The organism is Streptomyces sp. NBC_00212, assembly GCF_045206365.1.
In the GTDB taxonomy this organism is placed as follows: domain Bacteria; phylum Actinomycetota; class Actinomycetes; order Streptomycetales; family Streptomycetaceae; genus Streptomyces.
The window spans coordinates 4,959,089-4,982,863 of record NZ_CP108115.1; the positions used below are offsets into that span (position 1 = coordinate 4,959,089).

General features: G+C 72.0%; 23 protein-coding genes and 2 pseudogenes. 13 read left to right on the forward strand and 12 right to left on the reverse strand.

Annotated elements, in window-relative coordinates; translation table 11 throughout:
• Positions 1–55 precede the first annotated feature (55 nt).
• Both OHA17_RS22825 and OHA17_RS22830 read left to right on the forward strand, forming a co-directional pair.
• Entirely contained in the window at positions 56–355 is a 300-nt protein-coding gene (locus OHA17_RS22825) for a DUF4190 domain-containing protein (protein WP_406508139.1), read from the forward strand.
• Positions 356–466: 111 nt separating this feature from the next.
• Entirely contained in the window at positions 467–931 is a 465-nt protein-coding gene (locus OHA17_RS22830; protein ID WP_406510787.1) for a serine hydrolase, read from the forward strand.
• 80 nt (positions 932–1,011) lie between these two features.
• Here OHA17_RS22830 and OHA17_RS22835 read toward each other — a convergent pair whose 3' ends face one another.
• The 3 genes from OHA17_RS22835 to OHA17_RS22845 all read right to left on the reverse strand — a co-directional run bounded on the left by OHA17_RS22835 (position 1,012) and on the right by OHA17_RS22845 (position 3,902).
• Entirely contained in the window at positions 1,012–1,662 is a 651-nt protein-coding gene (locus OHA17_RS22835) for a pyridoxal 5'-phosphate synthase (protein ID WP_406508140.1), read from the reverse strand.
• Positions 1,663–1,723: 61 nt separating this feature from the next.
• Positions 1,724–2,314 (reverse strand): GNAT family N-acetyltransferase, encoded by a 591-nt coding sequence (locus OHA17_RS22840; protein WP_406508141.1) that lies wholly within the window; start codon positions 2,312–2,314, stop codon positions 1,724–1,726.
• 406 nt (positions 2,315–2,720) lie between these two features.
• Entirely contained in the window at positions 2,721–3,902 is a 1,182-nt protein-coding gene (locus OHA17_RS22845) for a thiolase C-terminal domain-containing protein (protein WP_406508142.1), read from the reverse strand.
• A gap of 395 nt (positions 3,903–4,297) precedes the next feature.
• Here OHA17_RS22845 and OHA17_RS22850 point away from each other — a divergent pair, with 395 nt between their 5' ends.
• Together OHA17_RS22850 and OHA17_RS22855 are read left to right on the forward strand one after the other, a co-directional pair.
• Positions 4,298–5,500, forward strand: coding sequence for an acyl-CoA dehydrogenase family protein (locus tag OHA17_RS22850; protein WP_406508143.1), 1,203 nt, complete (start codon positions 4,298–4,300; stop codon positions 5,498–5,500).
• 38 nt (positions 5,501–5,538) lie between these two features.
• Complete coding sequence (locus OHA17_RS22855; RefSeq protein ID WP_406510788.1) at positions 5,539–5,994, forward strand: nitroreductase/quinone reductase family protein; 456 nt, start codon at positions 5,539–5,541, stop codon at positions 5,992–5,994.
• A 99-nt stretch (positions 5,995–6,093) separates the two neighbouring features.
• On the opposite strand, the gene OHA17_RS22860 is transcribed toward OHA17_RS22855, so the two are convergent.
• Positions 6,094–6,741, reverse strand: coding sequence for a TetR family transcriptional regulator (locus OHA17_RS22860; protein ID WP_386037238.1), 648 nt, complete (start codon positions 6,739–6,741; stop codon positions 6,094–6,096).
• A 412-nt stretch (positions 6,742–7,153) separates the two neighbouring features.
• Here OHA17_RS22860 and OHA17_RS22865 point away from each other — a divergent pair, with 412 nt between their 5' ends.
• The 3 genes from OHA17_RS22865 to OHA17_RS22875 all read left to right on the forward strand — a co-directional run bounded on the left by OHA17_RS22865 (position 7,154) and on the right by OHA17_RS22875 (position 11,473).
• Positions 7,154–7,957: a VOC family protein gene (locus OHA17_RS22865; RefSeq protein ID WP_406508144.1), complete on the forward strand. Its 804-nt coding sequence runs from the start codon at positions 7,154–7,156 to the stop codon at positions 7,955–7,957.
• A gap of 177 nt (positions 7,958–8,134) precedes the next feature.
• Positions 8,135–10,477, forward strand: a complete 2,343-nt coding sequence (locus OHA17_RS22870) for a PQQ-binding-like beta-propeller repeat protein (protein WP_398876113.1) — start codon at positions 8,135–8,137, stop codon at positions 10,475–10,477.
• A 201-nt stretch (positions 10,478–10,678) separates the two neighbouring features.
• Positions 10,679–11,473: a putative protein N(5)-glutamine methyltransferase gene (locus tag OHA17_RS22875; RefSeq protein WP_406508145.1), complete on the forward strand. Its 795-nt coding sequence runs from the start codon at positions 10,679–10,681 to the stop codon at positions 11,471–11,473.
• Between the two features lie 4 nt (positions 11,474–11,477).
• On the opposite strand, the gene OHA17_RS22880 is transcribed toward OHA17_RS22875, so the two are convergent.
• Positions 11,478–12,092 carry a hypothetical protein gene (locus tag OHA17_RS22880; RefSeq protein WP_406508146.1) on the reverse strand — a complete coding sequence of 205 codons (615 nt, stop codon included), beginning with the start codon at positions 12,090–12,092 and terminating at the stop codon, positions 11,478–11,480.
• A 462-nt stretch (positions 12,093–12,554) separates the two neighbouring features.
• On the opposite strand from OHA17_RS22880, the gene OHA17_RS22885 reads away from it, so the two are divergent.
• Positions 12,555–13,073, forward strand: coding sequence for a hypothetical protein (locus tag OHA17_RS22885; RefSeq protein WP_406508148.1), 519 nt, complete (start codon positions 12,555–12,557; stop codon positions 13,071–13,073).
• A 10-nt stretch (positions 13,074–13,083) separates the two neighbouring features.
• On the opposite strand, the gene OHA17_RS22890 is transcribed toward OHA17_RS22885, so the two are convergent.
• From OHA17_RS22890 to OHA17_RS22900, 3 genes are read right to left on the reverse strand one after another with little or no spacing between them, the layout of a single operon-like run.
• Positions 13,084–13,857 carry an enoyl-CoA hydratase/isomerase family protein gene (locus OHA17_RS22890; RefSeq protein WP_406508149.1) on the reverse strand — a complete coding sequence of 258 codons (774 nt, stop codon included), beginning with the start codon at positions 13,855–13,857 and terminating at the stop codon, positions 13,084–13,086.
• Positions 13,854–14,285, reverse strand: a complete 432-nt coding sequence (locus tag OHA17_RS22895) for a Zn-ribbon domain-containing OB-fold protein (protein ID WP_406508150.1) — start codon at positions 14,283–14,285, stop codon at positions 13,854–13,856. Before OHA17_RS22895 ends, OHA17_RS22890 begins: the two co-directional genes overlap by 4 nt.
• A gap of 3 nt (positions 14,286–14,288) precedes the next feature.
• Positions 14,289–15,437: a lipid-transfer protein gene (locus OHA17_RS22900; protein ID WP_053731165.1), complete on the reverse strand. Its 1,149-nt coding sequence runs from the start codon at positions 15,435–15,437 to the stop codon at positions 14,289–14,291.
• A gap of 93 nt (positions 15,438–15,530) precedes the next feature.
• Between OHA17_RS22900 and OHA17_RS22905 the strand changes: the two genes are divergently transcribed.
• On the forward strand, positions 15,531–17,165 hold the full coding sequence (locus OHA17_RS22905; protein WP_406508151.1) for a FadD3 family acyl-CoA ligase: 1,635 nt from the start codon (positions 15,531–15,533) through the stop codon (positions 17,163–17,165).
• On the opposite strand, the gene OHA17_RS22910 is transcribed toward OHA17_RS22905, so the two are convergent.
• Complete coding sequence (locus OHA17_RS22910) at positions 17,155–17,355, reverse strand: DUF397 domain-containing protein (RefSeq protein WP_406508152.1); 201 nt, start codon at positions 17,353–17,355, stop codon at positions 17,155–17,157. The two genes, OHA17_RS22905 and OHA17_RS22910, sit on opposite strands and share 11 nt — an antisense overlap.
• Positions 17,336–18,190, reverse strand: a complete 855-nt coding sequence (locus tag OHA17_RS22915; protein ID WP_406508153.1) for a Scr1 family TA system antitoxin-like transcriptional regulator — start codon at positions 18,188–18,190, stop codon at positions 17,336–17,338. Before OHA17_RS22915 ends, OHA17_RS22910 begins: the two co-directional genes overlap by 20 nt.
• 151 nt (positions 18,191–18,341) lie before the next feature.
• On the opposite strand from OHA17_RS22915, the gene OHA17_RS22920 reads away from it, so the two are divergent.
• From OHA17_RS22920 to OHA17_RS22935, 4 genes and pseudogenes are all read left to right on the forward strand, one after another.
• Positions 18,342–18,665, forward strand: coding sequence for a hypothetical protein (locus OHA17_RS22920; RefSeq protein ID WP_406508154.1), 324 nt, complete (start codon positions 18,342–18,344; stop codon positions 18,663–18,665).
• Between the two features lie 253 nt (positions 18,666–18,918).
• Complete coding sequence (locus OHA17_RS22925) at positions 18,919–19,395, forward strand: hypothetical protein (protein WP_406508155.1); 477 nt, start codon at positions 18,919–18,921, stop codon at positions 19,393–19,395.
• A 215-nt stretch (positions 19,396–19,610) separates the two neighbouring features.
• Positions 19,611–19,847, forward strand: a pseudogene (locus OHA17_RS22930) (type II toxin-antitoxin system Phd/YefM family antitoxin); the annotation flags it as partial.
• Positions 19,847–20,125, forward strand: a pseudogene (locus tag OHA17_RS22935) (type II toxin-antitoxin system VapC family toxin); the annotation flags it as partial. The pseudogenes OHA17_RS22930 and OHA17_RS22935, both read left to right, overlap by 1 nt.
• Positions 20,126–20,258: 133 nt before the next feature.
• Here OHA17_RS22935 and OHA17_RS22940 read toward each other — a convergent pair.
• Positions 20,259–20,456 carry a hypothetical protein gene (locus OHA17_RS22940; RefSeq protein WP_053731169.1) on the reverse strand — a complete coding sequence of 66 codons (198 nt, stop codon included), beginning with the start codon at positions 20,454–20,456 and terminating at the stop codon, positions 20,259–20,261.
• A gap of 206 nt (positions 20,457–20,662) precedes the next feature.
• The gene (locus OHA17_RS22945; RefSeq protein ID WP_406508156.1) at positions 20,663–23,671 is read right to left on the reverse strand and encodes a BTAD domain-containing putative transcriptional regulator; all 3,009 of its coding nucleotides are present in this window, start codon (positions 23,669–23,671) and stop codon (positions 20,663–20,665) included.
• Positions 23,672–23,775: the final 104 nt, after the last annotated feature.

Below are 23,775 nucleotides of genomic sequence, written 5' to 3' on the forward strand. Positions count from 1 at the left end.
GCAGGGGTTGGGGCGGCCAGGGACAGCGGCGCCGCCGGACAGGAACGGTCTCGCGATGACCGCCGCGGTCCTCGGGGCCATCGGCCTGAGCACGTCGGTCCTCGTCATCGGCGGCCCGCTCGGCGTCATCGGCCTGGTCCTGGGCGTCGTCGCCCTGGTCACGACCGGGCGGACCGGCACCGGCCGGGGCAAGGCCGTCGCCGCCGTGGTGACGTCGGCCCTCGCGATCGTGGTGTCCGTCCTGGTCGCCGTCCTCATGGTCTGGTACGCGAACCACACACAGGCCTGCTACCGGCCCGACAGCTTCCACCAGTACACGCAGTGCGTCCGAGAGCAGCTGGCCGACGGCAAGTGAACCCCCAATTCCCCTTATTGACCCCAGGAGTTGACCGTGCGTGAGCAGGCTTGGCGGAGGTTCGGCCGAGGCAGGGCGGTGACGGTCGCGGCCGCGCTGGCCGTCGGCGCCATGACGACGGGAGCCCCGCCCGAGGCATCCGCGGCCGCCCGGCCGGACTCCGTACAGCAGGGCCTCGACGCGCTGGTGCGGGCCGACGGCCTGCCCGCCGCGCTGGCCGGCGTGAAGGACCGCGAGGGGCACACCCGTAACTACACGGCCGGTGTCGCCGACGTGACGACCAGGGCGAAGGTGCCGGTGGACGGCCAGGTCAGGATCGGCAGCAACACCAAGACGTTCACGGCGGTGGTCGTGCTGCAACACGGCGCGGGCTACGGCCTGGGCCTGATGAGCCGGCCGCTGTCGTGCGGGGGCGTGTACTGGGGCCACGGCGGCGACATCCCGGGTTACGAGACCCGGGGCGGGGCCACCGACTACGGCCGTGCGGTCAGCGTCGAGGTGACCGAGATTCCGCCGGACGCGGAGGTCGCCGGGCGCGTGGAGAAGGTCGTGGACGCGGCGTTGTGCCGCCGTTGACCGGCCCGCCGCCCGGTCGCGGCCCGAGGCCATGACCGGGCTTCGGCACCGGCTCTTACGGCCGGCTTCGGCACCGGCTCTTATGGCCAGAGGAGCTCGCGGGTCCAGCCGGTCGCCTCGCGGCGGTACCGCAGCCGCACGTGCCGCCGCCGGGCGTCGCCCTGGAAGAACTCGACCTCGGTGGGCTCCAGTACGTACCGGGTCCAGGTGGGTACCGGCGTCAGCTGATCGGCCTCCGCCCGCCGCCAAGCGGTTTCGGACGCGTCCTCCAACTCCCGGTATTCATCGAGTACTTCACTCATCCGGCCGACCAGCGCCGCGGCCAGCGCCCCGGTCGAGCGGGCGTGCAGATCGGCCTGCGAGGCGGCCTGTCCGGCCGGGGTGACGGTGCCGCGCACCCGGACCTGGCGGCCCACCGCGGGCCAGTAGAAGCCGAGGGCCGCGACGGGGCGGGCGGCGAGCTGGCGCCCCTTCGCGCTGGTGGAGTGCGAGGCGAAGTGCCAGCCGTCGTCGTCGGCGTCGTGCAGCATGAGGGTGCGGATGTCGGGCCGCCCCGCCTCGTCGACCGTGGCGAGCGTCATGGTGTGCGGCTCGGCCTGCCCCGCCCCGGCGGCGTGCATCAGCCACTCCTGGAACAGGGGGAGGGGGGTGGCGGGCGCGCCGGCCGGGTCGAAGGGGGGAAGCTCTACGTCCCAGACGCGGAGGGTGTGCAGAAACTCGCGGAATTCCATGCGGGCCATTGTCCGGGCCCCGGGCCCGCCGGTCCCGGAACCTCCCGGATCACCCCGCCAGTCACCGGCTCGCCGAACCTTCGGCCGCCTTGCCCGCCTTGCCCGCCCGCGCGGCGAGCCAGTCCTCGCGCGTCAGCTCGTACTCGACCTCGCCGAGCTCGGTGCCCGGGATAGGGTCCTCGAACTCCTCGAAGTACGTGCGTACGTAGCTGAGTCCCGCCCGCTCCATGACGCTGCGGGAGCGGTCGTTGACGTACATGGTGTTCGCGGTGATGCGGGACAGGCCCAGGTCGCCGAACCCCTTCTCGATCAGCGCGAGGGCACCCTCGATGGCGTACCCCTTGCCCCAGGCGGACCGCCGCAGCCGGTAGCCGAGGTCGCCCGGGCTGTCGCCCATGGGACGCAGGCAGTGCCAGCCGATGAACTCGCCCGTGTCGCGCAGATGCGTCGCCCAGAAGCCGCCCATGGGGTACGCCTGCACCATCCGCTCGAAGGACCCGGCGCGGACCTCGGCGCGGGTCTGGGGGCGGCCGCCGGTGAGGTACCGCATGACCTCGGGGTCGCTGTCGAGCTCGACCACCAGGTCCAGGTCGGTCTCGGTGTCGTCGAATGCGCGCAGCCCGAGGCGGGGCGTGGTGAGGAAGTAGTCCATGGGGACGATCGTGCGGGGCAGGGGTGGGGGCTCGCCACTCAATTCCGGGTACGGGGGGGCGCACCCCCGGGCGAAGCCCCCACCCCGCCCCTTCCCGAGACTCTCCGAGGAATGTCGTTCGGCTGCGGACCGTGGCTGGCTGGTCGCGCAGTTCCCCGCGCCCCTAGCAGGGTTGGTGCTGGCCCGCACCAGGGCATTTCAGCCCGTCGTGGGGGTCCCCCCTGGCCCTTAAGGCCTTGGGGGAGTTTGAGGACGAGCGCCCTCAAGGCGCGAACGGGGTCTGGGGCGGAGCCCCAGGGGTCCTTCAACCCCCGGAGGGTCTCGGGAAGGGGCGGGGTGGGGGCTTCCCGGGGTCCGGGGCGGAGCCCCGGCCATCCTGCCTGGCCCGGGCGGAGCCCCGGCCCGCTCAGCCCCGACCCAGCACAATCGTCCCCGACGAGCAGAACCATCCCCCCGTCCCCGACACCACCCCCACCTCCGGCAACCGCCCCCCGGGTTTCCGGACCTGGCCCGCACCCCCCTCGCCCCGCAACTGCCGCACCGCCTCCACCAGGAGGAACAGCCCCCGCATCCCCGGATGGCACGCCGAAAGGCCACCCCCGTCGGTGTTCACCGGCAGTTCCCCGTCCCGAAGCAGCCGTCCCTTCGACACGAACGCCCCGCCCTCCCCTTTCGCGCAGAAGCCGAGGTCCTCCAGCGTCACCAGCGTCATGTACGTGAACGCGTCGTAGATCTCGGCCACGTCGACGTCCGCCGGGCGCACCCCCGCCCGTTCGAAGGCGAGCCGGCCCGAGGCCGCCGCCGGGGAGACCGTGAAGTCCTCCCACTCCGACATCGTCGTGTGTGAGACCGACATGCCCGAACCCAGCACCCACACCGGCGACTTGGCCGCGTCCGGTACGTACTCCTCCGCCGCGAGCAGCACCGCGCAGCCGCCGTCGGAGCGGATGCAGCAGTGGAGCTTGGTGAAGGGGTCGGCGATCATCGGGCCGGACAAAACGTCGTCCACCGTGATCGGGTCGCGGAACATCGCGTCGGGGTTGGTGGCCGCGTTCGCCCGCGCCTGCACCGCGACCTCCGCCAACTGCTCGACGGTGGTGCCGAATTGATGCATGTGGCGGCGCGCGGCCATCGCGTACTTGGAGATCAGCGTATGGCCGTACGGGACCTCGAACTGCAGCGGGCCCCGGGCGCCGAAGGAGAGGTTCGAGGTGCGGCGGCCCGCCTTGATGTCGGCGCGCGCGGTCGAGCCGTACACCAGGAGTACGGCATTGGCGTGGCCGGCGGCGATCGCGTCCGCGGCGTGCGCGGCCATGACCTCCCAGGTGGCGCCTCCGACGGCCGTCGAGTCGACCCAGGTGGGCCGGAGCCCGAGATACTCGGCGACCTCCACCGGCGCGAGCGTGCCGAGCCCGGCCGAGCCGAACCCGTCGACGACCGAGCGGTCGAGCCCCGAGTCGGCGAGAGCGCGCCGGGCGGCCTGGGCGTGCAGGGCGTAGGGGGTGGCGTCGTCCACGCGGCCGGTGTCGGAGAGTGCGACGCCTACGACGGCGACCTTGCGGCGCGGGGTGGTTGAGGGCGAAGGCATGAATCTGACGGTACATCAGATGCACTGCTCCAGGCTGGGGTTCGGGGTTCGGCGGGCTGCGCTGGGGCTCCGCCCCAGACCCCGTTCGCGCCTGAAGGGCGCTCGTCCTCAAACTCCCCCAAAGCCTTAAGGGCCAGGGAGGACCCCCATGACGGGCTAAAGGTGCCGGTGCTGGCCAGGGCCAACCCTGCTGGGGGCGCGGGGCTGCGGCATTGTGCGGCTCCGCCGCGTGGGCGCGCCCAGCCACAGCCGGCCCGCAGGCGAAGGCGGCCCCACCCCGCGCCGACCCGCCCGGGTCGATCCACCCGCCCCCACCCCTGTGCATCTCCGCCCCCCGCCCATAACATGACGGCCCGTCAGATCAGAGGCCTCGCCTCTGGGGGAGGAGCTCGACGATGGACGCCGCCTTCACCGCGGAGCAGGACGAGATCCGCCGCACCCTGCACGAACTGCTCGCCAAGCACTGCGGCCCACAGGACGTGAAGAGCGCCGTGCGCACCCCGGTCGGGCACGACGCCGCGCTCTGGGGGCGGCTCGCCGCCGAGCTCGGGCTTCCGGGGCTCGCGCTGCCCGAGGAGTACGGGGGAGTCGGCTGCACCACCGCCGAACTCGCCCTCGCCTGCGAGGAGATTGGCCGTGCCCTGCTGCCGTCCCCGCTCCTCGCCACCGCCGTACTCGCCGCTCCGCTCGTCGCGGCCCTCGGCACCGACGCGCAGAAGTCCGCCCTGCTCCCGCTCATCGCCCGTGGTGAGCGCACCGCCACCCTCGCCGTGCCCGGCACCAGCCTCGCCCTCGCGCTCGGGCTCACCGGCGCGAACGCGGACGGCGAGTGGGCCGGGGGCGGCCGGGCCGGCGGCGTCCAGGCCAAGCGGGCGCCGGACGGGGCCTGGCGGCTGTACGGGGAAGCCGGGCAGGTGCTCGACGGGCACAGCGCGCAGCTTCTGCTCGTCGCCGCGCACACCGGCGGCTTCGCCCGCAGCCGCACCCTTCTTTTCGTCGTGAACGGTGACGCGGAGGGGCTGCGCCGCACCCGGCAGACCACTCTCGACGAGACCCGCTCGCAAGCCCGGATCCAACTCCGGGACGTGGAGGGCGAGTTGCTCGGCGATGGCGATGGCGACGGCGGCGACTTCATCGGCATTCACGAGGCTCTTGCCGCCACCGGGCGTACCGCTGCCGCCTGTCTCGCGGCCGAGGCCGTCGGGGCCGCCGCCGAGGCGCTGGAGCGGACCGTGGCGTACGTCAAGGAGCGCGAGCAGTTCGGGCGGGCCATCGGGTCCTTCCAGGCGGTCAAGCACCGGCTCGCCGACCTGTACGTCCAGGTGCAGGCGGCCAGGTCGGCGGCGTACTACGCGGCCTGGGACCCCGGCGCGGGCGCCCTCGCGCTCGCCCAGGGTCTGGACGCGCTGCGCTCCGCCGCCTCGGAGGCCGTCCAGCTGCACGGCGGCATCGGCTTCACCTGGGAGCACGAGGCGCACCTGTATTTCAAGCGGGCCGCCGCCGACGAGCTGCTCTTCGGGCCCGTGCACCGCCTGCGCGGCCACGCCGCCGACCAGGCCGGACTGTTCGGCCCCGCCGCGGCCGAGGTCCCGGCGTGAGCCCCGCCCCCACCAGGACCGCACCCGGGGTGCGGCTCATGCAGAGGGTGTCCTCGACCCGCGCCTTCGCGAGGATCGCCCCGCACTTCATCCCCGCGATGGACCGCGCCGTACACCGCCTGACGCGCGGCAGGGTCATCCTCAGCGCGCGGATGCTGCCCGGCGTCGTCCTGACCGCGCGCGGCGCCAAGTCGGGGCTCCCGCGCACCACTCCGCTGGCCTGCATGCCGGAGGAGGGCGGTGACTCCTGGGTGCTGATCGGGTCCAACTTCGGGCGCCCGGGGCATCCCGTGTGGACCGGCAACCTGCTCGCCCATCCGGACGCGGAGATCAGCTGGAAGGGCCGGGACATCGCGGTGCGGGCCCGGCTGCTGCAAGGGGAGGAGCGGGCCGCGGCCTGGCGTGCGGCCCTCGACTTCTGGCCGCCGTACGCCACTTACCAGTCCCGGATCGAGCGAGAGATCCGCCTCTTCCGTCTGGAGCGCCGGGACTGACGGGGCCGGCAGACGGGAACGCCGACGGCGGTCGCCCCGCGAAGGGGTGAACCGCCGTCGGCGCGACAGGACTTGGGGTATCTGCCGACGTGCGTACGGCTACTTGGTCGGCTTCTTGCCCGTGATGCCCAGGTGGACCAACAAGGCGAGATTGGGCTTGAGTTCGGCCTGCTTGACGCCCCAGGTCTGGAAGCCCTTCTGGTGCGAGGCCACCGACGCCAGCATCGCGACGAGGGAGCCCGCCATCGCGGCGGGGCTCACGTCCTTGTCGACCTTGCCCTTGGACTGGAGCTCGGTGACCGCGTCCGTAAGGGAGTTGGTGACCGAGTTCAGGATCTTCATGCGGATCTTGTAGAAGCGTTTGTCGCCCTCGGCGGCGCCCAGGTCGACGACCCGCAGGATCGCGTCGTTCTTGCGCCAGAAGTCGAGGAAGCCCTCGACGAGCTCCTCGGCCGTCTGCCAGCCGGCCCGCCCGACCCAGGAGCGGCCCTCGACCAGGGCGGTCAACCCGGCGCCCTCCTTGGCCATTTCCTCCGCGATCTCCAGGACGGCGCCCTCGACGTCGGGGAAGTACTGGTAGAAGGTCGCGGGTGAAGTGCCCGCCTTCCGGGCCACGTCGATGACTTTTACGTCCCGGTACGGCGAGGAGCTGAGCATCTCACTGAGGCAGTCGAGCAGCTTCTGCCGTGTCGCCTGGCCGCGTCGGCCGGCCACGCGGCCGTCGACGGTGCGTACTTGTCCTGTCATGCCGTCAGCTTACCGAGGGGTGATCGGAGCGCGATTCGGCCGAGTGCAAATGGGGGCCCGGGGGCGGTACATCCCGATCGGCGCGGGGATCCGGTCGCCCCGGGTGACCGTCCTCGGGGGCGGTCGGCGGGCCGTGGGCCGGTCCGCGTCGATCACCGTTCGTCCACCGTTCGTCGACTTTCAGCCGCCGGTCCTCTTGACGACTCCAGCCCGTCCGGCCACCCGAATGGTGTTATCAACACCCTGTGGACAACTTTGGTGGACAAGCCGTGCGGGACTTGGCCCACCGCCCCGCCGCACAGGGAAATCTGGCCATATGTTCGAATTGCGCGACCGCATCGGACGTGATGGGTCGTTAGTTTGACCCCGATACGGCCCCACGACGGGGGCACCTCAGGAAGGAATCAGGTGCATGCGCGGATATCCGGAAGGCGCGCCGTGCTGGGCCGACGCCTCGCTGTCCGATCTGGCGGCCGGCAAGCGGTTCTACGGGGAGCTCTTCGGGTGGACCTTCGACGAGGACACCGACGCCAGGGCCGACGGGAAGCACGGCGGCTACACCAACGCCTTCAAGGGCGGGAAGCGCGTCGCGGCCCTCCAGCCCAAGCGGGACGGCCGCATGCCGACCTCCTGGACCGTCTACCTCGCCACCCCCGACGCCCGCGCGCTCGCCGCCCGCATCCGCGAGGCCGGCGGTCAGCTGATCACCGAGCCGATTCCGGTCCCGCCGCACGGCACGATGGCCGTCGCCGCCGACCCGGGCGGCGCCGTCTTCGGCCTGTGGCAGGGCGAGCGGCACACCGGCTTCGAGCTGACCCGCGAGCCCGGATCGTTCTGCTGGACCGAGGTGTACACCCGCGACAAGGACCAGGCCGACGCGTTCTACGAGTCCGTCTTCGGCTACGAGGGCGGCGACCCGGGCAGCCCCGACGAGATCGGCGCCGACTTCCGCACCTGGTCGCTGCCCGGCGCCGAGCCGGGCCCGGACAACGCGATCGGCGGCCGCAGCCTGATGTCCGACGCCTTCCCCGCCGCCCTGCCCGACCACTTCCTCGTCTACTTCAGCGTCGAGGACTGCGACGCGGTGGCCGCCGCATGCACCCGTCTGGGCGGCCGCGTCACCGCCGAGCCGTTCGACATTCCGTACGGGCGGATGGCCGTCCTCAACGACAACCAGGGCGCCGCCTTCGCCGTTCTGCAGGGTTCAGGCACGTAAGGGCCCGTGTCCCGCAGCGCGCGCGGCGACGTCCGGGCTGTCCCGGATCGGGGGAGACATCCCGGTCTCGACCCGGGTTGGCCACCGGCCACCTCCGGCAGGGAGAATCGGGGTGCCGCGTGAGACGCTGCACGGGGCCGAATTCATGCACGGCCCGTACGGGGAGGTGGCAGGCAAGTGGAGCAGCTGACGCAGCACGACCCGAGGCGGATCGGCCCCTTCGAGGTGCTGGGACGGCTCGGTGCCGGCGGCATGGGGCTGGTCTATCTGGCGCGCTCGGCCTCCGGCCGCCGCGTGGCCATCAAAACGGTGCGCACCGAGCTCGCCGAGGACCAGCTCTTCCGGGTCCGCTTCACCCGTGAGGTGGAGGCGGCCCGCGCGGTCAGCGGCTTCTACACCGCCGCCGTCGTCGACGCCGACCCGCGCGCCCCCGTGCCGTGGCTGGCCACCGCCTATGTGCCGGCGCCCTCCCTCGAAGAAATAGTGAATGAGTGCGGGCCGCTCCCGGCCCAGGCGGTGCGCTGGCTCGCGGCCGGCATCGCGGAGGCCCTGCAGTCCATCCACGGCGCGGGCCTGGTCCACCGCGACCTGAAGCCGTCGAACGTCCTGGTCGTCGAGGACGGGCCGCGCGTGATCGACTTCGGTATCGCGTCCGGGGTCTCCAACACCCGCCTGACCATGACGAACGTGGCGGTGGGCACCCCCGCCTACATGTCGCCCGAGCAGGCCAAGGACTCGCGCAGCGTCACCGGCGCCTCCGACGTCTTCTCGCTCGGCTCGACCCTCGTGTTCGCCGCGACCGGACACGCGCCCTTCCACGGCGCGAACCCCGTCGAGACCGTGTTCATGCTGCTGCGCGAGGGCCCGGACGTCACCGGCCTGCCGGACGAGCTGCGCCCGCTCATCGAGTCCTGCATGCAGATGGAGCACCCGAACCGGCCGTCCCCCGAGGACCTCCAGGCCCAGCTCGCGCCGCACCTCTTCGCCTCCGGCTCGGACGACAGCGGCACGGCGTCGGCCTGGCTGCCGCCCCGCTCGGTCGCGATGATCGAGCAGCGCAGGGGCGGCGGCCGCATGCAGGTCGCCAAGGCCGCCGACCCGTCGCCGAGCTCCGTCCTGCACTCCGGCAGGCAGGCCCCGCCCCGCCCGGCGGACCCCCCGTACCCGGGCCGGCACGGCGGCTCCGCCGTCACCTACCCGCCCGTCCACGCCGACGATCCGGTCCACCTGCCCGGCGCCAAGGTGCCGATCGGTCCGGGCCCGAGGGCCTCCGACGCATCGCGCGTCGCCGTCGACGCCGGGCCCGCCACCGGCTGGGTGCGCAGGCCCGGCGCCAACGGCGCGCAGGCCTCCCCCGTGCCTCCGCCGACCCATCCCCCCGAGACCCCCGGACGCTGGCGCCCCTGGCGTTTTCGCATGTCGAACGATGTGTGGGGCACCCCGGCCGTCGCGGGTGACCTGCTGTACGTGACCTCCTTCGAGGTGCACGCCCTGGACGTGGGCACCGGCCGCCGCCAGTTCAAGACACGCGACGTCGCCTGGGCGATGGCCGTCGAGGCCGGCCGCATCCACGCCTCCGACGGGCCCACCCTGTACGCACTGGACGCGGCCGACGGCGGCGAGCTGTGGCGCCTCCCGGCGGACGCCTGGGTGTACTCCCTGAAGGCCGACCGCGGCACCGTCGTCACCGGCACCCGCGGCGGCGGCGTACAGGCCTGGGAGGCCGCGAACGGCGAGAAGCTGTGGGAGACGGCCGGCGCCCAGACCGACTTCGAGACCCCCGAGGCCGGGCCCACCATCCACGACGGCACGGTGTACGTCTGGCAGGACGCCCGGCTGCGCGCCCTGGACGCCCGCACCGGCGTCGAGCGCTGGTCCTACCCGGTCGGCGACGCGGCCTCCTGCGGCGGCGTCCCGGTCCGGGTCGCGCCCGCACAGGACGGCTACGTCTACGTCTCGGCGGGCACCCGCGTCCTGGCGATCGACGTCGCCTCCGGCCACGTCCGCTGGCACTTCGAGGCCCCGGCGGTCTTCCTGTGCCCGCCGACGTTCGCGCCGGGTCCCGCGGTGGCCGGGGGAGGCGTGTACCTCGCCGACTACCTCGGCACCGTGTACGCCCTGGACGCCTCCACGGGCAAGGACCGCTGGCGCATCGCCACCGAGTCCCGCCAGTCCGTCGAGCCGGTCCTGGTCGCCGACGGCAACGTCCACGTGGGCAGCGGCAACGCGCTGTACACCCTGGACGCGGTCACCTCGACCCCCAAGTGGCGCTTCGCGGCGGGCGGCGAGGTCGTGGGCACGCCCGTGGTCGCCGACGGCCGCATCCACTTCGGCTCGGCCGACCACTGCCTGTACACGCTGGACGCGGCGGGGGGCCAGCTTCGCTGGAAGCTGGCCACGGGCGGGGAGATCACCGGATCGCCCGTCGTACGCGGCGGGGTCGTCTACGCGTGCAGCAAGGACCGGTGCGTGTACGCGCTTGATGCGGTGAAGGGGACTGCGACTTCTGGATCCCGCTAGGCGCCGGGGTGGCTCTTCTTTTGTCTGCGGACCCGTCGTGGCTGGTCGTTCCCCCAAGTTCTCGACTCCTCCCCCAAGGCCTTAAGGGCCAGGGGGACCCCCATGAACAGGGGGGACCCCCATCGCGGCGGAGCCGCACAATGTCACTGCCCCGCGCCCCTGAGGGGGTTCCCGTACCGCGCTCGAAAGGTTCATCCCTGTATGTCAGTTGAGCGCCTTTCCTCCGCCACGGTTGTTGGTCGACTTCGCGCCGCCGGGTGTGTATTCGCCGAGGACGAGGCCGAGTTGATACTCGGCGCTGCCAAGGATTCGGCCGAAGTCGCCGCGATGGTGGAGCGCAGGGTCTCAGGGCTGCCGCTCGAACACGTCGTGGGGTGGGCCGAGTTCCATGGGCTCAAGGTGGCCGTCGATCCCGGGGTCTTCGTGCCGCGCCGGCGTACGGAATTCCTGGTGCAGCAGGCGCTCGCGGCGGCTGACACGGCACGCCCGCTCGTGATCGTGGACCTCTGCTGCGGGTCGGGGGCGCTCGGGGCCGCGCTCGCGTCGGCGCTGCCGGGGGCCGAGTTGCACGTCGCCGACATCGAGCCCGCGGCCGTGGCCTGCGCCCGGCGCAACGTGGCCGCGCTGGGCGGCCGTGTCTACGAGGGCGATCTCTTCGCGCCGCTCCCGCCCGGGCTGCGCGGCCGCATCGACATCCTGACCGCGAACGTTCCGTACGTACCCACGGACGAGGTCGGCCTGCTGCCCCCGGAGGCCCGCGACCACGAGCCGCTGGTCGCCCTGGACGGCGGCTCGGACGGGCTCGACATCATGCGCCGCGTCGCCCTCGCCGCCCCCGAGTGGCTCGCCCCGGGCGGCACGCTGCTCGTCGAGACCAGCGAACGGCAGGTGCCGGGCGCGCTGGCCGCGATGTCCGCCGGGCGACTGCGGGCCCGGCTGGTCACCTCGGAGGAGCTGTACGCGAACGTGGTGACCGGAGTGAGAGTCCCCGCCTGACCCCTCAGGCGCGGGGAGGGCCTTCCGGGGGGCCGTAGGGAGGCTGCGCGTGCGGGGGCGGCTCAACGGGAGGCTGCTGCTGGTCATGCCGGGGCTCGTACGGAGCTTCATACGGCGCCTCATACGGGGCCTCGTACGGCCGCTCATACGGCGTGTCCAGCGTGGGTACGGGCACCTCGGAGCGGGGCCCCGGCTCCGGCTCGGCCCGGCGGCGGCCCGACATCAGGCCCGCTGCGAGCAGCAGCGCCAGCCCGCCGCCCAGCGCCATCGCGACGCCCTGCCCGAGCCCGTTGCCGGACGAGTCGACCGTCAGGTTCCCCGCCGCCTGACCCTGCCGCACCATCCACAGGACCGCGAAGCCGAGCGTGATCAGCCCGGCGACCGCGACCAGGACGCGGGAGCGCAGCACCAGGCCGACCAGCGTCACCAGCGCCGCGAAGGCGAAGGGGAGCAGGATCGAGCCGGCCACCTCGGCCTTGGTGGCGGAGATGCCCGAGAACAGGTCGTCGATGCGGTAGGTGCTGCCGTGACGGCCGTCGTACCAGGCACGGAAGGGGCTCCAGACGGCGGCCGTCGCTCCGGCGAGAGCGAGGATCGAGCCGAGGACGTTGCGGACCATCGGCGGCCCTCCTTCGAGACGGCTCTCGCTGCCGACGCTACGCCCGCCGCGCCCGCCCCGCTACCCGACGCGGCCCCGCGCCGCTGGGGTGGGCGGGCTTGCGTGCGCAGTTCCCCGCGCCCCTAACAGCATCGATCCTGGCCAGCACCGGCATCTTCAGCCCGTCATGGGGGTCCCCCCTGGCCCTTAAGGCCTTGGGGGAGTTTGAGGACGAGCGCCCTTAAGGCGCGAACGGGGTCTGGGGCGGAGCCCCAGGAAAACCGGCTTCCCCCTTCCCAACCCCCGGCGGGTTTCGGGAAGGGGTGGGGTGGGGGCTCCCGAAGCCGCGCCCCGCGGACCGCCGAACTCCGCACCGGACAGCAACGCGTGACCGCCCCAAAGGGTTGGCCAACCGCTGTTAAAGTGTCGGCCGGTCTTCGGAGGGGGGCGACGGTGGTACGTCGCGGGATGAAATGCGTGGCCATGGCGGCAGGCCTGGGGCTCGCGCTGACGGGGTTCTCCAGCCACGGCAGCCACGGCAAGAGCCACAGCTCCGGCGGCGGCTGCTCCAACTCCCACAAGAACAACGGGAGTTCGGACAGCGGTAGCAGCAGTAGCGACAGTACGAGCAGCAGTAGTGGCGGCAGCGGCTACAACGGCAACCGCTACGACAGCAACAACACCACCGGCAGCACGAGCGGCGGCTCGACGTCGAGCCGCAATCGCACGGCCACCGCCACCACGTACGTCACCACCTGCGCCTCGGCCGCGAAGGGCGAGACCAGCTCCACCATCAAGGTCAGCACCGGCTCGGGCAGCTCCGGAAGCCACAGTTACCAGGTGCGGGTCATGTTCTACGACAAGGCCGGCGCCGTCATCGACCGGGGCTCCACCTCGGTGTCCCTGGGCCCCAACGCGACAAGCACCGTCAAGGTGGCCATGAGCAAGCCCGCCCTGCTCAGCCAGGTGGACCTCTGTGGCTCCGAGGCGACGGCCGGGTAGGTCGACCGGCCTACCGGATCCGGAACTCCTTCGACCGCCGCGCGGTGAACAGCTCCGCCTGCCGTTCGGGCGGCAGGTTGCCGAGTGCCACGAAGCCCGGGGCGCGTGCGTGGGCCTGGCCGAGGGTGGGCTCCTTGGCGGCCCAGAGCGACCGCACCGTCCCCTGCACCGCCTCCGTCGGGAACCCCGCGATCGTCTCCGCGCACCCCACCGCCGCAGTCAACTCTCCACCAGGCGCGGCCAGTTCGCTCACGAACCCGATCTCGTGGGCCCGGCGCGCCGACATCCGCTCGGCCGTCCCCATCAGTGCGAGCCGGGCCGCCTCGCCGTGCGGCATGCGCAGCGCCAGGTACATCGACTCGTACGCGCTGACCATCCCGTACGTCGTGTGCGGGTCGAAGAACGTCGCGTCCTCGGCGGCGATCACGAACTCCGCCTCCCCGAGCAGGTAGAACGCCCCGCCGCAGGCCATCCCGCGCACGGCGGCGATCACCGGCTTCCACAGGTCGTTCGCCTTCGGTCCGATCGCGATCAGCGGATCGTCGGTGGAGTACGGGGACGAGGGCTGCGGCACCTCGGCCGAGCGGTCGATGCCGGTGCAGAAGGCCCGCTCCCCGGCCCCGGTCAGCACGACCGCCCGTACCGTGTCGTCGAACCTCAACTCCCGCCAAGCAAGGGACAGTTGAGCTGCCGTATCCAGGTCTACGGCGTTCAGGCGCTCGGGGCGGTTCAGGGTGACGACCGCGACGCCGGTCTCCTTGTCGCGTTCCACCAGGACACTCATGCGCGCTCCAGGAGCCAGCGCGGCACGGTCATCCCGTCGACCTCGGTGAACGCGACCTGCACGCGCGCCCCGATCCTCAGCCGCGCCGGGTCGACCGAGTCGAGCGCCGCGTCCGGCTCGGCGACCACGTTGCCGACGAGCCGGATCAGCGGATCCTCGGCGAGCTCGACGATCACCGCGTTGTACGGGGCCTGCGCCGCGTAGTCGGGGAGCAGCGGGGGATGCGGGAAGACGTACGACCAGATGCGGCCGCGGCCCGAGACCCGGCGCCACTCGCTGTCGAAGGACTGGCAGTGCGGGCAGCAGGGCCGGGGCGGGAAGCGGAGCCGGCCGCAGTCGGGGGCGGCGCAGGCCTGGACGCGGAGTTCGCCCTGGGCCGCGTACTCCCAGAAGGGGGCGCCGTCGTCGTCCACAACAGGGGAAAGCATCTCTCAACTCCTCAGCAGGATGGCGGAGGTGGGGACTCCCTCGCCCGCGGTGACCAGGCAGGTGGCGGCGTCCGGGACCTGGGCGGTGCTGTGGCCGCGCAGCTGTTTGACGCCCTCGTTGATGAGGTTGAACCCGTGCACGTAGGCCTCGCTCAGGCCGCCGCCCCCGGTGTTGATGGGCAGCCGTCCGCCGATCTCCAGGGCGCCGCCCTCGGTGAACGCGGCCCCTTCGCCGCGCCCGCAGAAGCCGTAGCCCTCCAGGGAGAGCGGGATGAGCGGGGTGAAGGCGTCGTAGATCTGGGCCACGTCGACGTCGTCGGGGCCGAAGTCGGCCTGTTTCCAAAGGTGTCGGGCGGCTGTCCAGGCGGGGCCGGTCAGCGGGTCGTCGTTCCAGTAGTTGACCATGCCGTGGTGCTGGGCGGGCAGGCCCTGGGCGGCGGAGTGCACGTACACGGGCTTCTGCCGGCAGTCGCGGGCCCGCTCGGCGGAGACGATGACGCAGGCCAACGCACCGTCTGTCTCAAGGCAGTTGTCGAAGAGGCAGAGCGGCTCGCTGATCCAGCGCGAGGTCATGTACATCTCCCGGGTCAGCGGGCGCTCGTACATGATCGCGGCCGGGTTCTGGTTGGCGCGGTTGCGGCAGGCGAGGGCGACGTTGAAGAGGTGGTCGCGGGTGGCGCCGTGCTCGTGGAGATAGCGGCGGGCCAGCATGCCGATCTCGTCGGCCGGGCGAAGCAGCCCGAAGGGCCGGGTCCACTGGGCCGGGGTGGGAAGCTGAACTGCCGTATTTTTCCAGGGCCTTGGCCCGCTGCCGCGCTTCCGTGACCGCCAGGCAACGCCGACACTCGCCTGCCCGGTGGCGATCGCGGCGGCGAGGTGCCCGACGGTCGCGCAGGAGCCGCCACCCCCGTAGCCGATCTTGCTGAAGAAGGTCACGTCGCCCGCGCCGATGGACTTGGCGACCTCGACCTCGTCGGTCTCCTCCATCGTGTACGAGGCGAACGCGTCCACCTCGGCGGGGCTGATGCCCGCGTCGTCGAGCGCGGCGACGATCGCCCGGCACGCCAACTCCTTCTCGGACTCGGGCAGTTGCTTGGCGAAGGGCGTCTGCCCGATCCCGACTATGGCTGTCGCGTCCTTCAGGGTGGCCATGGCCCCACCTCCACGAGCGTCACCAGTACTGACAGCGGAGGAGGCTACAGCTAATCTGACGGTTAGTCAGCTACTGGGTCGGAGGGGCTTTCGATGGGGCTTTCGGTGGGCGGGGAGACGCGCGGGGACCTGGAGTGGGGCACGATCGCGAAGCTGGTACGCGGCGCGGCCGTCCGGTACGGCGAGCGCGAGGCCGTCGTCGAGGGCCGCAGCCGCATCTCGTACGCGGAGCTCGGCGAGCGGGTCGAGCGCGCGGCGGCCGCGTGCATGGCGGCCGGCGTCGAGCCCGGCGACCGGGTGGCGGTCTGGGCGCCCAACACCGCGGACTGGATCGTCTCGGCACTCGGCGCGGTGACGGCGGGCGCGGTGCTCGTGCCGCTGAACACGCGCTTCAAGGGCGCGGAGGCGGCGTACGTCCTCGAAAGCAGCCGCGCGAAGCTGCTGTTCGTGACCGGCACGTTCCTGGGCACCTCGTACGTCGCCTCGCTGCGCCGCGCGACCGCCGAGGGCTCCGGCCCCGGCCCGCTGCCCTCGCTCCCGCACCTGGAGCAGGTGGTGGTCCTCTCGGACGACGCACCCGAAAACTTCCGCACGTGGAAGGACTTCCTGGCGGGCGGGGAGGGGGTGTCGGGCGCGGAGGTGGCGGCCCGGTCGGACGCCATCGAGCCGGAGAGCCCCTCAGACATCATCTACACCTCGGGCACCACGGGCCGCCCCAAGGGCGCGGTGATCACCCACGCCCAGACCCTGCGCGGCTATGCGATCTGGTCGGATCTCGCGGGCCTGCGCGAGGGCGACCGGTACTTGATCGTGAACCCGTTCTTCCACACGTTCGGCTACAAGGCGGGCATCATCGCGTGCCTGATGCGGGGCGCGACGATGGTGCCGCAGCCGGTGTTCAACATCGACACCGCGCTCGCCAACATCGCCGCCGAACACATCTCGGTCCTGCCGGGCCCGCCCACCCTGCACCAGTCGCTCCTGGACCACCCGGCCCGCGACCAGCACGACCTGAGCGCGCTGCGCCTGGTGGTGACGGGGGCGGCGGTGGTCCCGCTGCGCCTGGTCGAACGGCTGCGGGCCGAGCTGGGCGTGGGCACAGTACTGACCGCGTACGGCCTGTCCGAGGCGAGCGGCATCGTCACGATGTGCCGCCGCGGCGACCCGGCGGAGGCCATCGCCTCGACCTCGGGCCGCGCGATACCCGGCACGGAGGTGAGGGTGTGTGCCGATCCGGGAGACCCGGGCGAGGTCCTGGTACGCGGCTTCAACGTGATGCGGGGCTACTACGAGGACGAGCCGGAGACGGCGCGGACGATCGACGCGGACGGCTGGCTGCGCACGGGCGACGTCGGCGTCCTGGACGAGTCGGGCAACCTCCGCATCACGGACCGGATCAAGGACATGTTCATCGTCGGCGGCTTCAACGCCTACCCGGCGGAGATCGAGCAACTCCTCGGCCTGCACCCGGAGGTGGCCGACGTGGCGGTGATCGGCATCCCGGACACGCGCCTGGGCGAAGTGGGCAAGGCATACGTGGTCCGCCGCCCCGGCTCCCCCCTGACGGCGGACGACCTGATCGCGTGGTCCCGCCGCGAGATGGCGAACTACAAGGTGCCGAGGGAGGTGGAGTTCGTGGCCGAACTCCCGCGTAACGCGAGCGGGAAGGTGGTTAAGGGGGAGTTGCGGGGCCGCCCTCGTGCTGGTGGCCCCCGGCTCAGCCCTTGATCTCGCTGACGAAGGCGGCCCAGCTGGCGGCCCGGAAGAGCAGGACGGGGCCTTCCTGCACCTTCGAGTCACGTACGGGGACGAGACCGGGGAGGCCGTCGGCGACTTCGATGCAATTTCCGCCGTCGCTGTTGCTGTGGGTGCTCTTGCGCCAGCGCACGGCATTCAAGTCAGACTTGTTGCTTGCCATTTCGGTAGTCCTCAGCCGCGTCCTCGATTATGGCGAGGGACGTCGCCGGCGGCATTGCGGCGGCCCTGAGCCGATCGTATGCCTTGCGGTACTGCTTTACGACGGCCGGATCGTCGATGGTGTCGCCGCTGTACGGCGACTCCGTGTAGACCAGCGGCGGGGCATCGGGGAAGTCGAGGACAGTGACGGTGCCAGCCATCAGGGGATACGCCCTGGAGTTCCACGGAAGGATCTGTGGAGTGATCCGGTGTCGATGCGCCAACGCCGCAATGCGGTCGAGTTGTTCGGCCATCGCTAGCGACGGCAGGATCGGCTGACGCAGCAAAGACTCATGCAGGATCACCCAGTACTCAGGCTTCATGTGGTCGGCGTCGAAAAGCTCGGCCCGGGCGAGGCGTGCGTACACCTTCGCATCTGTCTTGTCCGGTGGTTCCAAGGGCTCCCCGGCCTGGATCACGGCACGGGCGTACGCCTCGGTCTGGAGGAGACCGGGAATGACGGTGGGACCCCACTCCTCGATGCACTCGGCGTGCTTCTCCGCCTCCAGGATCCGCTCGAAGTATGAGGCGTGGCTCGCCCGCTTGGCCTTGCGTACGTCCTCGCAGCGGCGTGCGAAGAACCCGTCGGTCTTTAGCACTCGGTCCACGTGCTCGGCCAGCTCTCGCGGCATGCGGCGCTCGCCCCGCTCGACTTCGCTGAGGTGGCTCAAGCCGTAGAAGCTCCCCTCAACCAACTGCTGGAGCGTGAGCCCAGCAGCCTCCCGCTTCCAGCGCAGCTCCTTGCCGTAGAAGCAGGGCACGCTCTCCGAGCCGTCGATGTCCTTGCGTCGCACCATGGTCTGCCCACCCATTCCACAACATCCGTGCGGGGCTTCACAGTTCGCGCACGGGAACCCAAACCCCTTTTACGGTAGGGCACTTCGCGCCAGGGTGTGACTGGATCGTCACAGAACGCACGCATGCACACACAGGAAGGCGCTGCCCGATATGAGCCCCCACCAGGACCACCCCGTGTCCCACCGCCCGGACGCCGATGACATGACCCGCTGCGTGCAGGAGCTGCGCCGCGCGCTGGCGGCCCACGGCATCATCCTGCCCTCGCTCCGCGTGGACCTGCCGAGCTTCGTGAGCCGGTACCCCAGTCCGTCGGGCCTGGTAGCGCTCGGCAACTGCAACACGGACACGGCGCTGAGGCTGGCCGAGGCGCTGCGGGCGGCGGAGGTGAAGGCCGAGTTCATGGAGGGCGCTCGGGTCGGCCTGGAGGAGTACGGCGAACTGATCGACGAGGTCGGCGGGGAGGGGAGTGCGTGATCCTGGGCAGGGTGACCCGGAGCGGTGTGGGCGTTTGTTCCGGCGTTCCTCGGGCAGCGCCAGCCGGCAGGTGATCATGGCTTGTTAGCCTGTCCTGGCGGCTACGTGCGGTCGAACCAGCACGACGCGGTTATGAGACGCGGTTATGAGGGGACTGCCAGAACTTCCTTCGTGCCGTTCGGCCGGAAGCCGGGGGAGGGGCACGGTAATGGGACGTCTCAGGGATGCCTGGGGCCGGTTCCGGGATCGCCGTATGGGCACCAAGTACCCGGACATCGGGGTCACTTCGCTTCCCGCCTGGCAGGTCAAGGCCGCGTTGCTCGCGCTGAACGGAACCGGTGTGCCGTTCCATGTGCGCGATGCCTTTGGGGGCGAGAAGGCCGATCTGGTGGCGGAGTGGAAGATCGTGCTGCCCGGGGAGAGCGACTTTGCCAACGGAGCGCCGGTGGAGCGGTCCATGAAGTCCCGGATGCGTCTGGCCGTCGCCGATCGCGAGGTGCATGTCGTCGATCAGGTGCGAGAGGTGGGGCTGGTGGGGGATCCGCCCCGGCCGGGTCTGTCACGCCGGTGGAGTCGCGGACCACATGTCGCGCGGCAGTGGACGTACGAGAAGGGCCCGGACGGCCGTCGGCACAAGGTGGTCCTGTTCGACTCGCGAGACATGCGCGATCCCCTGCTGAACACAGTCCTGAAAGCGGGCTGGACATGGCGTGGAGTGCGGAAGCTCTGACCAGCCGTGGGCAACCGGCAGGGTGGCCGGCATCGGGACGAACGGCGCAGGTGGCGTCGGTGGGGCGCGACTCGGCCTTGTCCGCCACCCGTACTCCCAGCGCCATTTACTCAGAGGTGAGCGACTCCCCTGGCGTGGCGTAAATGGGGGTACGAGGGAGCGGGCAGGGAGCTAGCGTTAGTCCACTCTGGATCGCATCGTGAGGTGGCTATGGAGCAGCCCGTCAGCACAACGTCCATGAAGCCAAGACGCACTTTTCCCGCATCCTGGAACGGGTCGCGACCGGGGAGGAAGTCGTGATCAGCAAGGCGGGGGAACCGGTGGCCAAGGTGCTTCCCCAGCGCCCCAAGGTGCGGCGGACCGGCCGGGGCTCGCTCCGGGGACAGATCCACATTCCGGATGACTTCGACGAGCTGCCCGCCGACATCGGCGACGCGTTGGGGATGCGCTGATGCGCCTTCTGCTGGATATGCACGTGGTGCTCTGGTTGGACGACTCCCCGGAACTGTCCGGTGAGATCAAGGATCTCCTCGGCACTGAGCCTGGCGTGTAGGTCAGCGCAGTGTCGCCGTGGGAGATCGCCATCAAGCAGTCGCTCGGGAAACTCGACGGCTCGCAGGACCTGGCGGAGCGAGTACGCGACAGCCAGTCCACCAGCCTGCCCATCACCGCGGGGCACGGCGTGCGTGCGGGTCGCCTCCCGGCGTACCACCGGGATCCGTTCGAGCGTCGCGGTGGCGCGGGAGCACGGCCATCGATGCGGGTCCGCCCCCCAGCGGGCCCGCATCGATGGCCGTGCTCCCGCGCCCCGGCCGCGGCGGCTCCCCTCCCGTGCCGCCGCGGCCGTCCCCCGCTCAGGTGGGCTACTGGGCCTTCGGCTTGAAGGGCTCAGAGGTGGCGTGCTGGTCGAGCGTGGTGATCGCCGGCTCGTCCGTGGCGTGCTGGTCGAGGGCGACCGGGGTTCCGGTGGCGTGCTGGTCGAGTGTGGCGATGGCGGGCTCGTCCGTGGCGTGCTGGTCCTGCGGCGTGACGAGCGGCTCGTTCTTCTTCACGTCGCTCATGTTTCTCATCTCCCGTTGGTAAAGCTGCCTGATGGACGGCGAAACCGTCCGGCCACTCCCCCGAGGGTGGCCGGACGGACTTGCCAGGGCCGACAGATTAATGTCCGGCCTTCCAGTCGGCTCTCGCGCCCCCCGACGCGCCGGGCCGACAAGAAAGAGAGTGCCGGGTGCCGATAAACGTTCAATGAACGCGCTGACCAGGGGCGTTATGCAGCCGCCAGCGGGCTGAGCAGGGCACGGACCTGGGCGGCCTCGGGCGAGCCCAGCTCCTCGAAGATGACCAGCGCGTCGCGCCAGCAGACCTGCGCCCGGCCCGCGTGACCGATGCCGGCCAGGGCCTGACCGAGCACGGTCAGTACGTTGCCGCGCCGCCACTCGCCGCCGATGCCGCGCAGCACCGTCAGCGCCATCTCGGCGTTGGCCGCCGCCTGCGCGGGCCGCCTGCCCGCGAGGTCGACCTCCGCGAGGCGGAACAGCGTCATGCCCTCCCACAGGCGCTGCCTGCTGTCCCGGAACACCCCGAGCGCCTCGTCGAGCCGGTCCGCCGCGCCGCGCAGCTGGCCGCTCTTGGTGAGCGCGAGGCCCAGCGCGTAACGGGCGTTGGCGCCGCGCAGTTCGTGGCCCATCGCGTCGTAGATGTCGAGGCCCTCCTGCGCCAGGGTGACCGCGCTCGCGGTGCGGCCCATGGCCAGGTGGATGCGGGACAGGTTGCACAGGGCGCTAGCCTCGCCGGGCCGGTTGTCGTCGGCGCGGAACGCCTCGATGGCGCGGGTCAGATGGGTCTCGCCGTCGGTGTGCCGGTTCTGGTAGAGCGCGATGATGCCGCGCGCGTTGGAGGCCCAGCACAGCGGCAGCGGGTCCGCGGTGGGGCCGGCGAGCCGCATGGCCTCCTGGGCCTCGCGGTCGGCGGGCTCGAACCGGCCCGCGAGCTGGTGCACATTGGCCAGCGTCATCACCGCGCGGCCCTCGGCCTGGGTGTCGCCCCAGGTGCGGGCGGCCTCGCGGACGGCCTCGGCGGTCGCCTCGTACTGCTTGGAGTTGGCGCCGGACTCGCCGAGGTCCAGGGCCGCGTACAGGAGGTCGACGGCGCGGCGCAGGGTGCGCGGCCCCGACAGCTGGCGTACGCAGGCGAGCAGCGGGTCGGCCTCGGTGTACAGCCAGTCCTGGGCGATGTGGCGGTCGTCGAAGACGAGGCCCCGGTGCGTGGTGGGCTCCAGGTGGTCCACGAGGCGGTCGCCCGGCCGCTCCAGGGCGTACACCCCGGACGCCGTCGCCAGGTAGAAGTCGAGCAGGCGCGACATCGCCAACTCGCGCTCCACGGGCGGCAGATCGTCGCGCTCGGCGCAGGAACGCGCGTAGAGCCGCACGAGGTCGTGATAGCGGTAGCGGCCCGGCGCGGCGGACTCCACCAGGGACGTGTCGACCAGGGACTCCAGCAGGTCCTCGGTCTCCTGCTCGGGGAGGTCGAGGACGGCGGCCGCCGCGGCAAGCGAGATGTCGGGCCCGTCCGGCAGGCCGAGCAGGCGGAAGGCGCGGGACTGGGCGGGCTCCAGCTGGCCGTAGCCGAGCTCGAAGGTGGCCTTGACCGCGAGGTCGCCCGCCTGGAGCTCGTCCAGGCGGCGGCGCTCGTCGGCGAGCTTCGCGGCGAGCACGGACACCGTCCAGGTGCGTCGCGAGGCGAGCCGGGAGGCCGCGATGCGGATGGCGAGCGGCAGGAAGCCGCAGGCGGCGACCACGTCCAGGGCCGCCTCGCGCTCGGCGGACACCCGCTCCACGCCGACGATCCGGGTGAACAGCTGGAGCGCCTCGTCGGGGGACATCACGTCCAGGTCGACGAGGTGCGCGCCGACCAGGTCGACCATGCGGATGCGGCTGGTGACGAGCGCCGCGCAGCCCGCGGTGCCCGGAAGGAGCGGCCGGATCTGGGCCGCGTCGCGGGCGTTGTCGAGCAGCACCAGGACCCGGCGGCCGTCCAGCGTGGAGCGGAACAGGGCCGCGCGTTCCTCCATCGAGTCGGGGATCGCCGAGTCCGGGGTGCCGAGCGCGCGCAGGAACGCGCCGAGGACGGTGTCCGGCTCGGCGGAGTGCTGCCCCGCGCCCTGGAGGTCGACGTACAGCTGGCCGTCGGGGAAGTACGGGCGGGCGGTGTGCGCGACGTGCACGGCGAGCGTGGTCTTGCCGACGCCCCCGATGCCGGCCAGGGCGGAGACCGCCATGACCGTGGTCTCGGCGCTGGCGAGCCGCGAGGTGAGTTCGCGCACGAAGGAGGCGCGACCGGTGAAGTCCGGTACGGAGGCCGGGAGTTGGGCCGGACGCACGGGTGCCGGTACGGAGACGGGTGCGTCGGCGGGCGGCCGGGCCAGGTCCTCGTCGGCCTGGAGGATGCGGTGCTGGAGGCGGGCGAGCTCGGGCCGCGGGTCGACGCCGAGCTCGTCGGCGAGCAGCCGCCGGGTGTCCGCGTACACGGCGAGCGCCTCGGCCTGGCGGCCGCTGCGGTACAGGGCCAGCATGAGCAGCTCGCGCAGCCGCTCGCGCAGCGGGTGGGCGGCGGTCAGCGCGGTCAGCTCGGAGACGGCCTCGGCGTGGCAGCCCGCCTCCAGGTCCATGTCGAGCCGGGCCTCGGTGAGTTGGAGGCGCCATTCGGCGAGCCGGGTGCGCTGGTTCTCGGCGTACGGGCCCGGCACGTTGGCCAGCGGTTCGCCGGCCCAGTGCGCGAGCGCCTCGTTCAGGAGGTCGCGGGCGCGGGACTTCTCGCCGCCGGCCCGGGCCTTCTCGGCGGCGGTCGCCAGCTCCTGCGCCTGGGTGAGGTCGAGGGTGGCGGCGCCGGCCCGGATCGCGTAGCCGCCGGACTCGCTGACCAGGACGCCCGGGTCGAGCACCTTGCGCAGCCGGGAGGCGTACGTGCGGAGCGCGGCCAGGGCCTGGGAGGGCGACTCCTCGCCCCAGATGGCGTCGATGAGTTCGGCGGCGGTGGCGGTGCGGCCGTCGCGCAGGAGCAGGGCGGCGAGCAGGGCGCGCTGCTGCGGGGAGCCGGACGGCAGGGGCTGTTCGCCCCGCCAGGCCCGCACCGGTCCGAGTACGCCGAAGCGGAGCCCGGCGCCGGATGCCTCCGGGCCGTGCTCGGCCGCCGCTTGGACGAGGTGCCCCGTCGCGCGCTGCGGCGGCGGTTCCGGAGCGCGCTGCTCCGGTACGCGCGGCCCGCCGTCACGGTCCATAGCTGCCCCCTGTACCCCCGTACTCCTGGATTGCTCCCCGCCAGTCTGCCCTGTCCGGAGGGGTTGCGTCAGCAGCAGGTGACGCTCTGCACAAGGCTTCGACA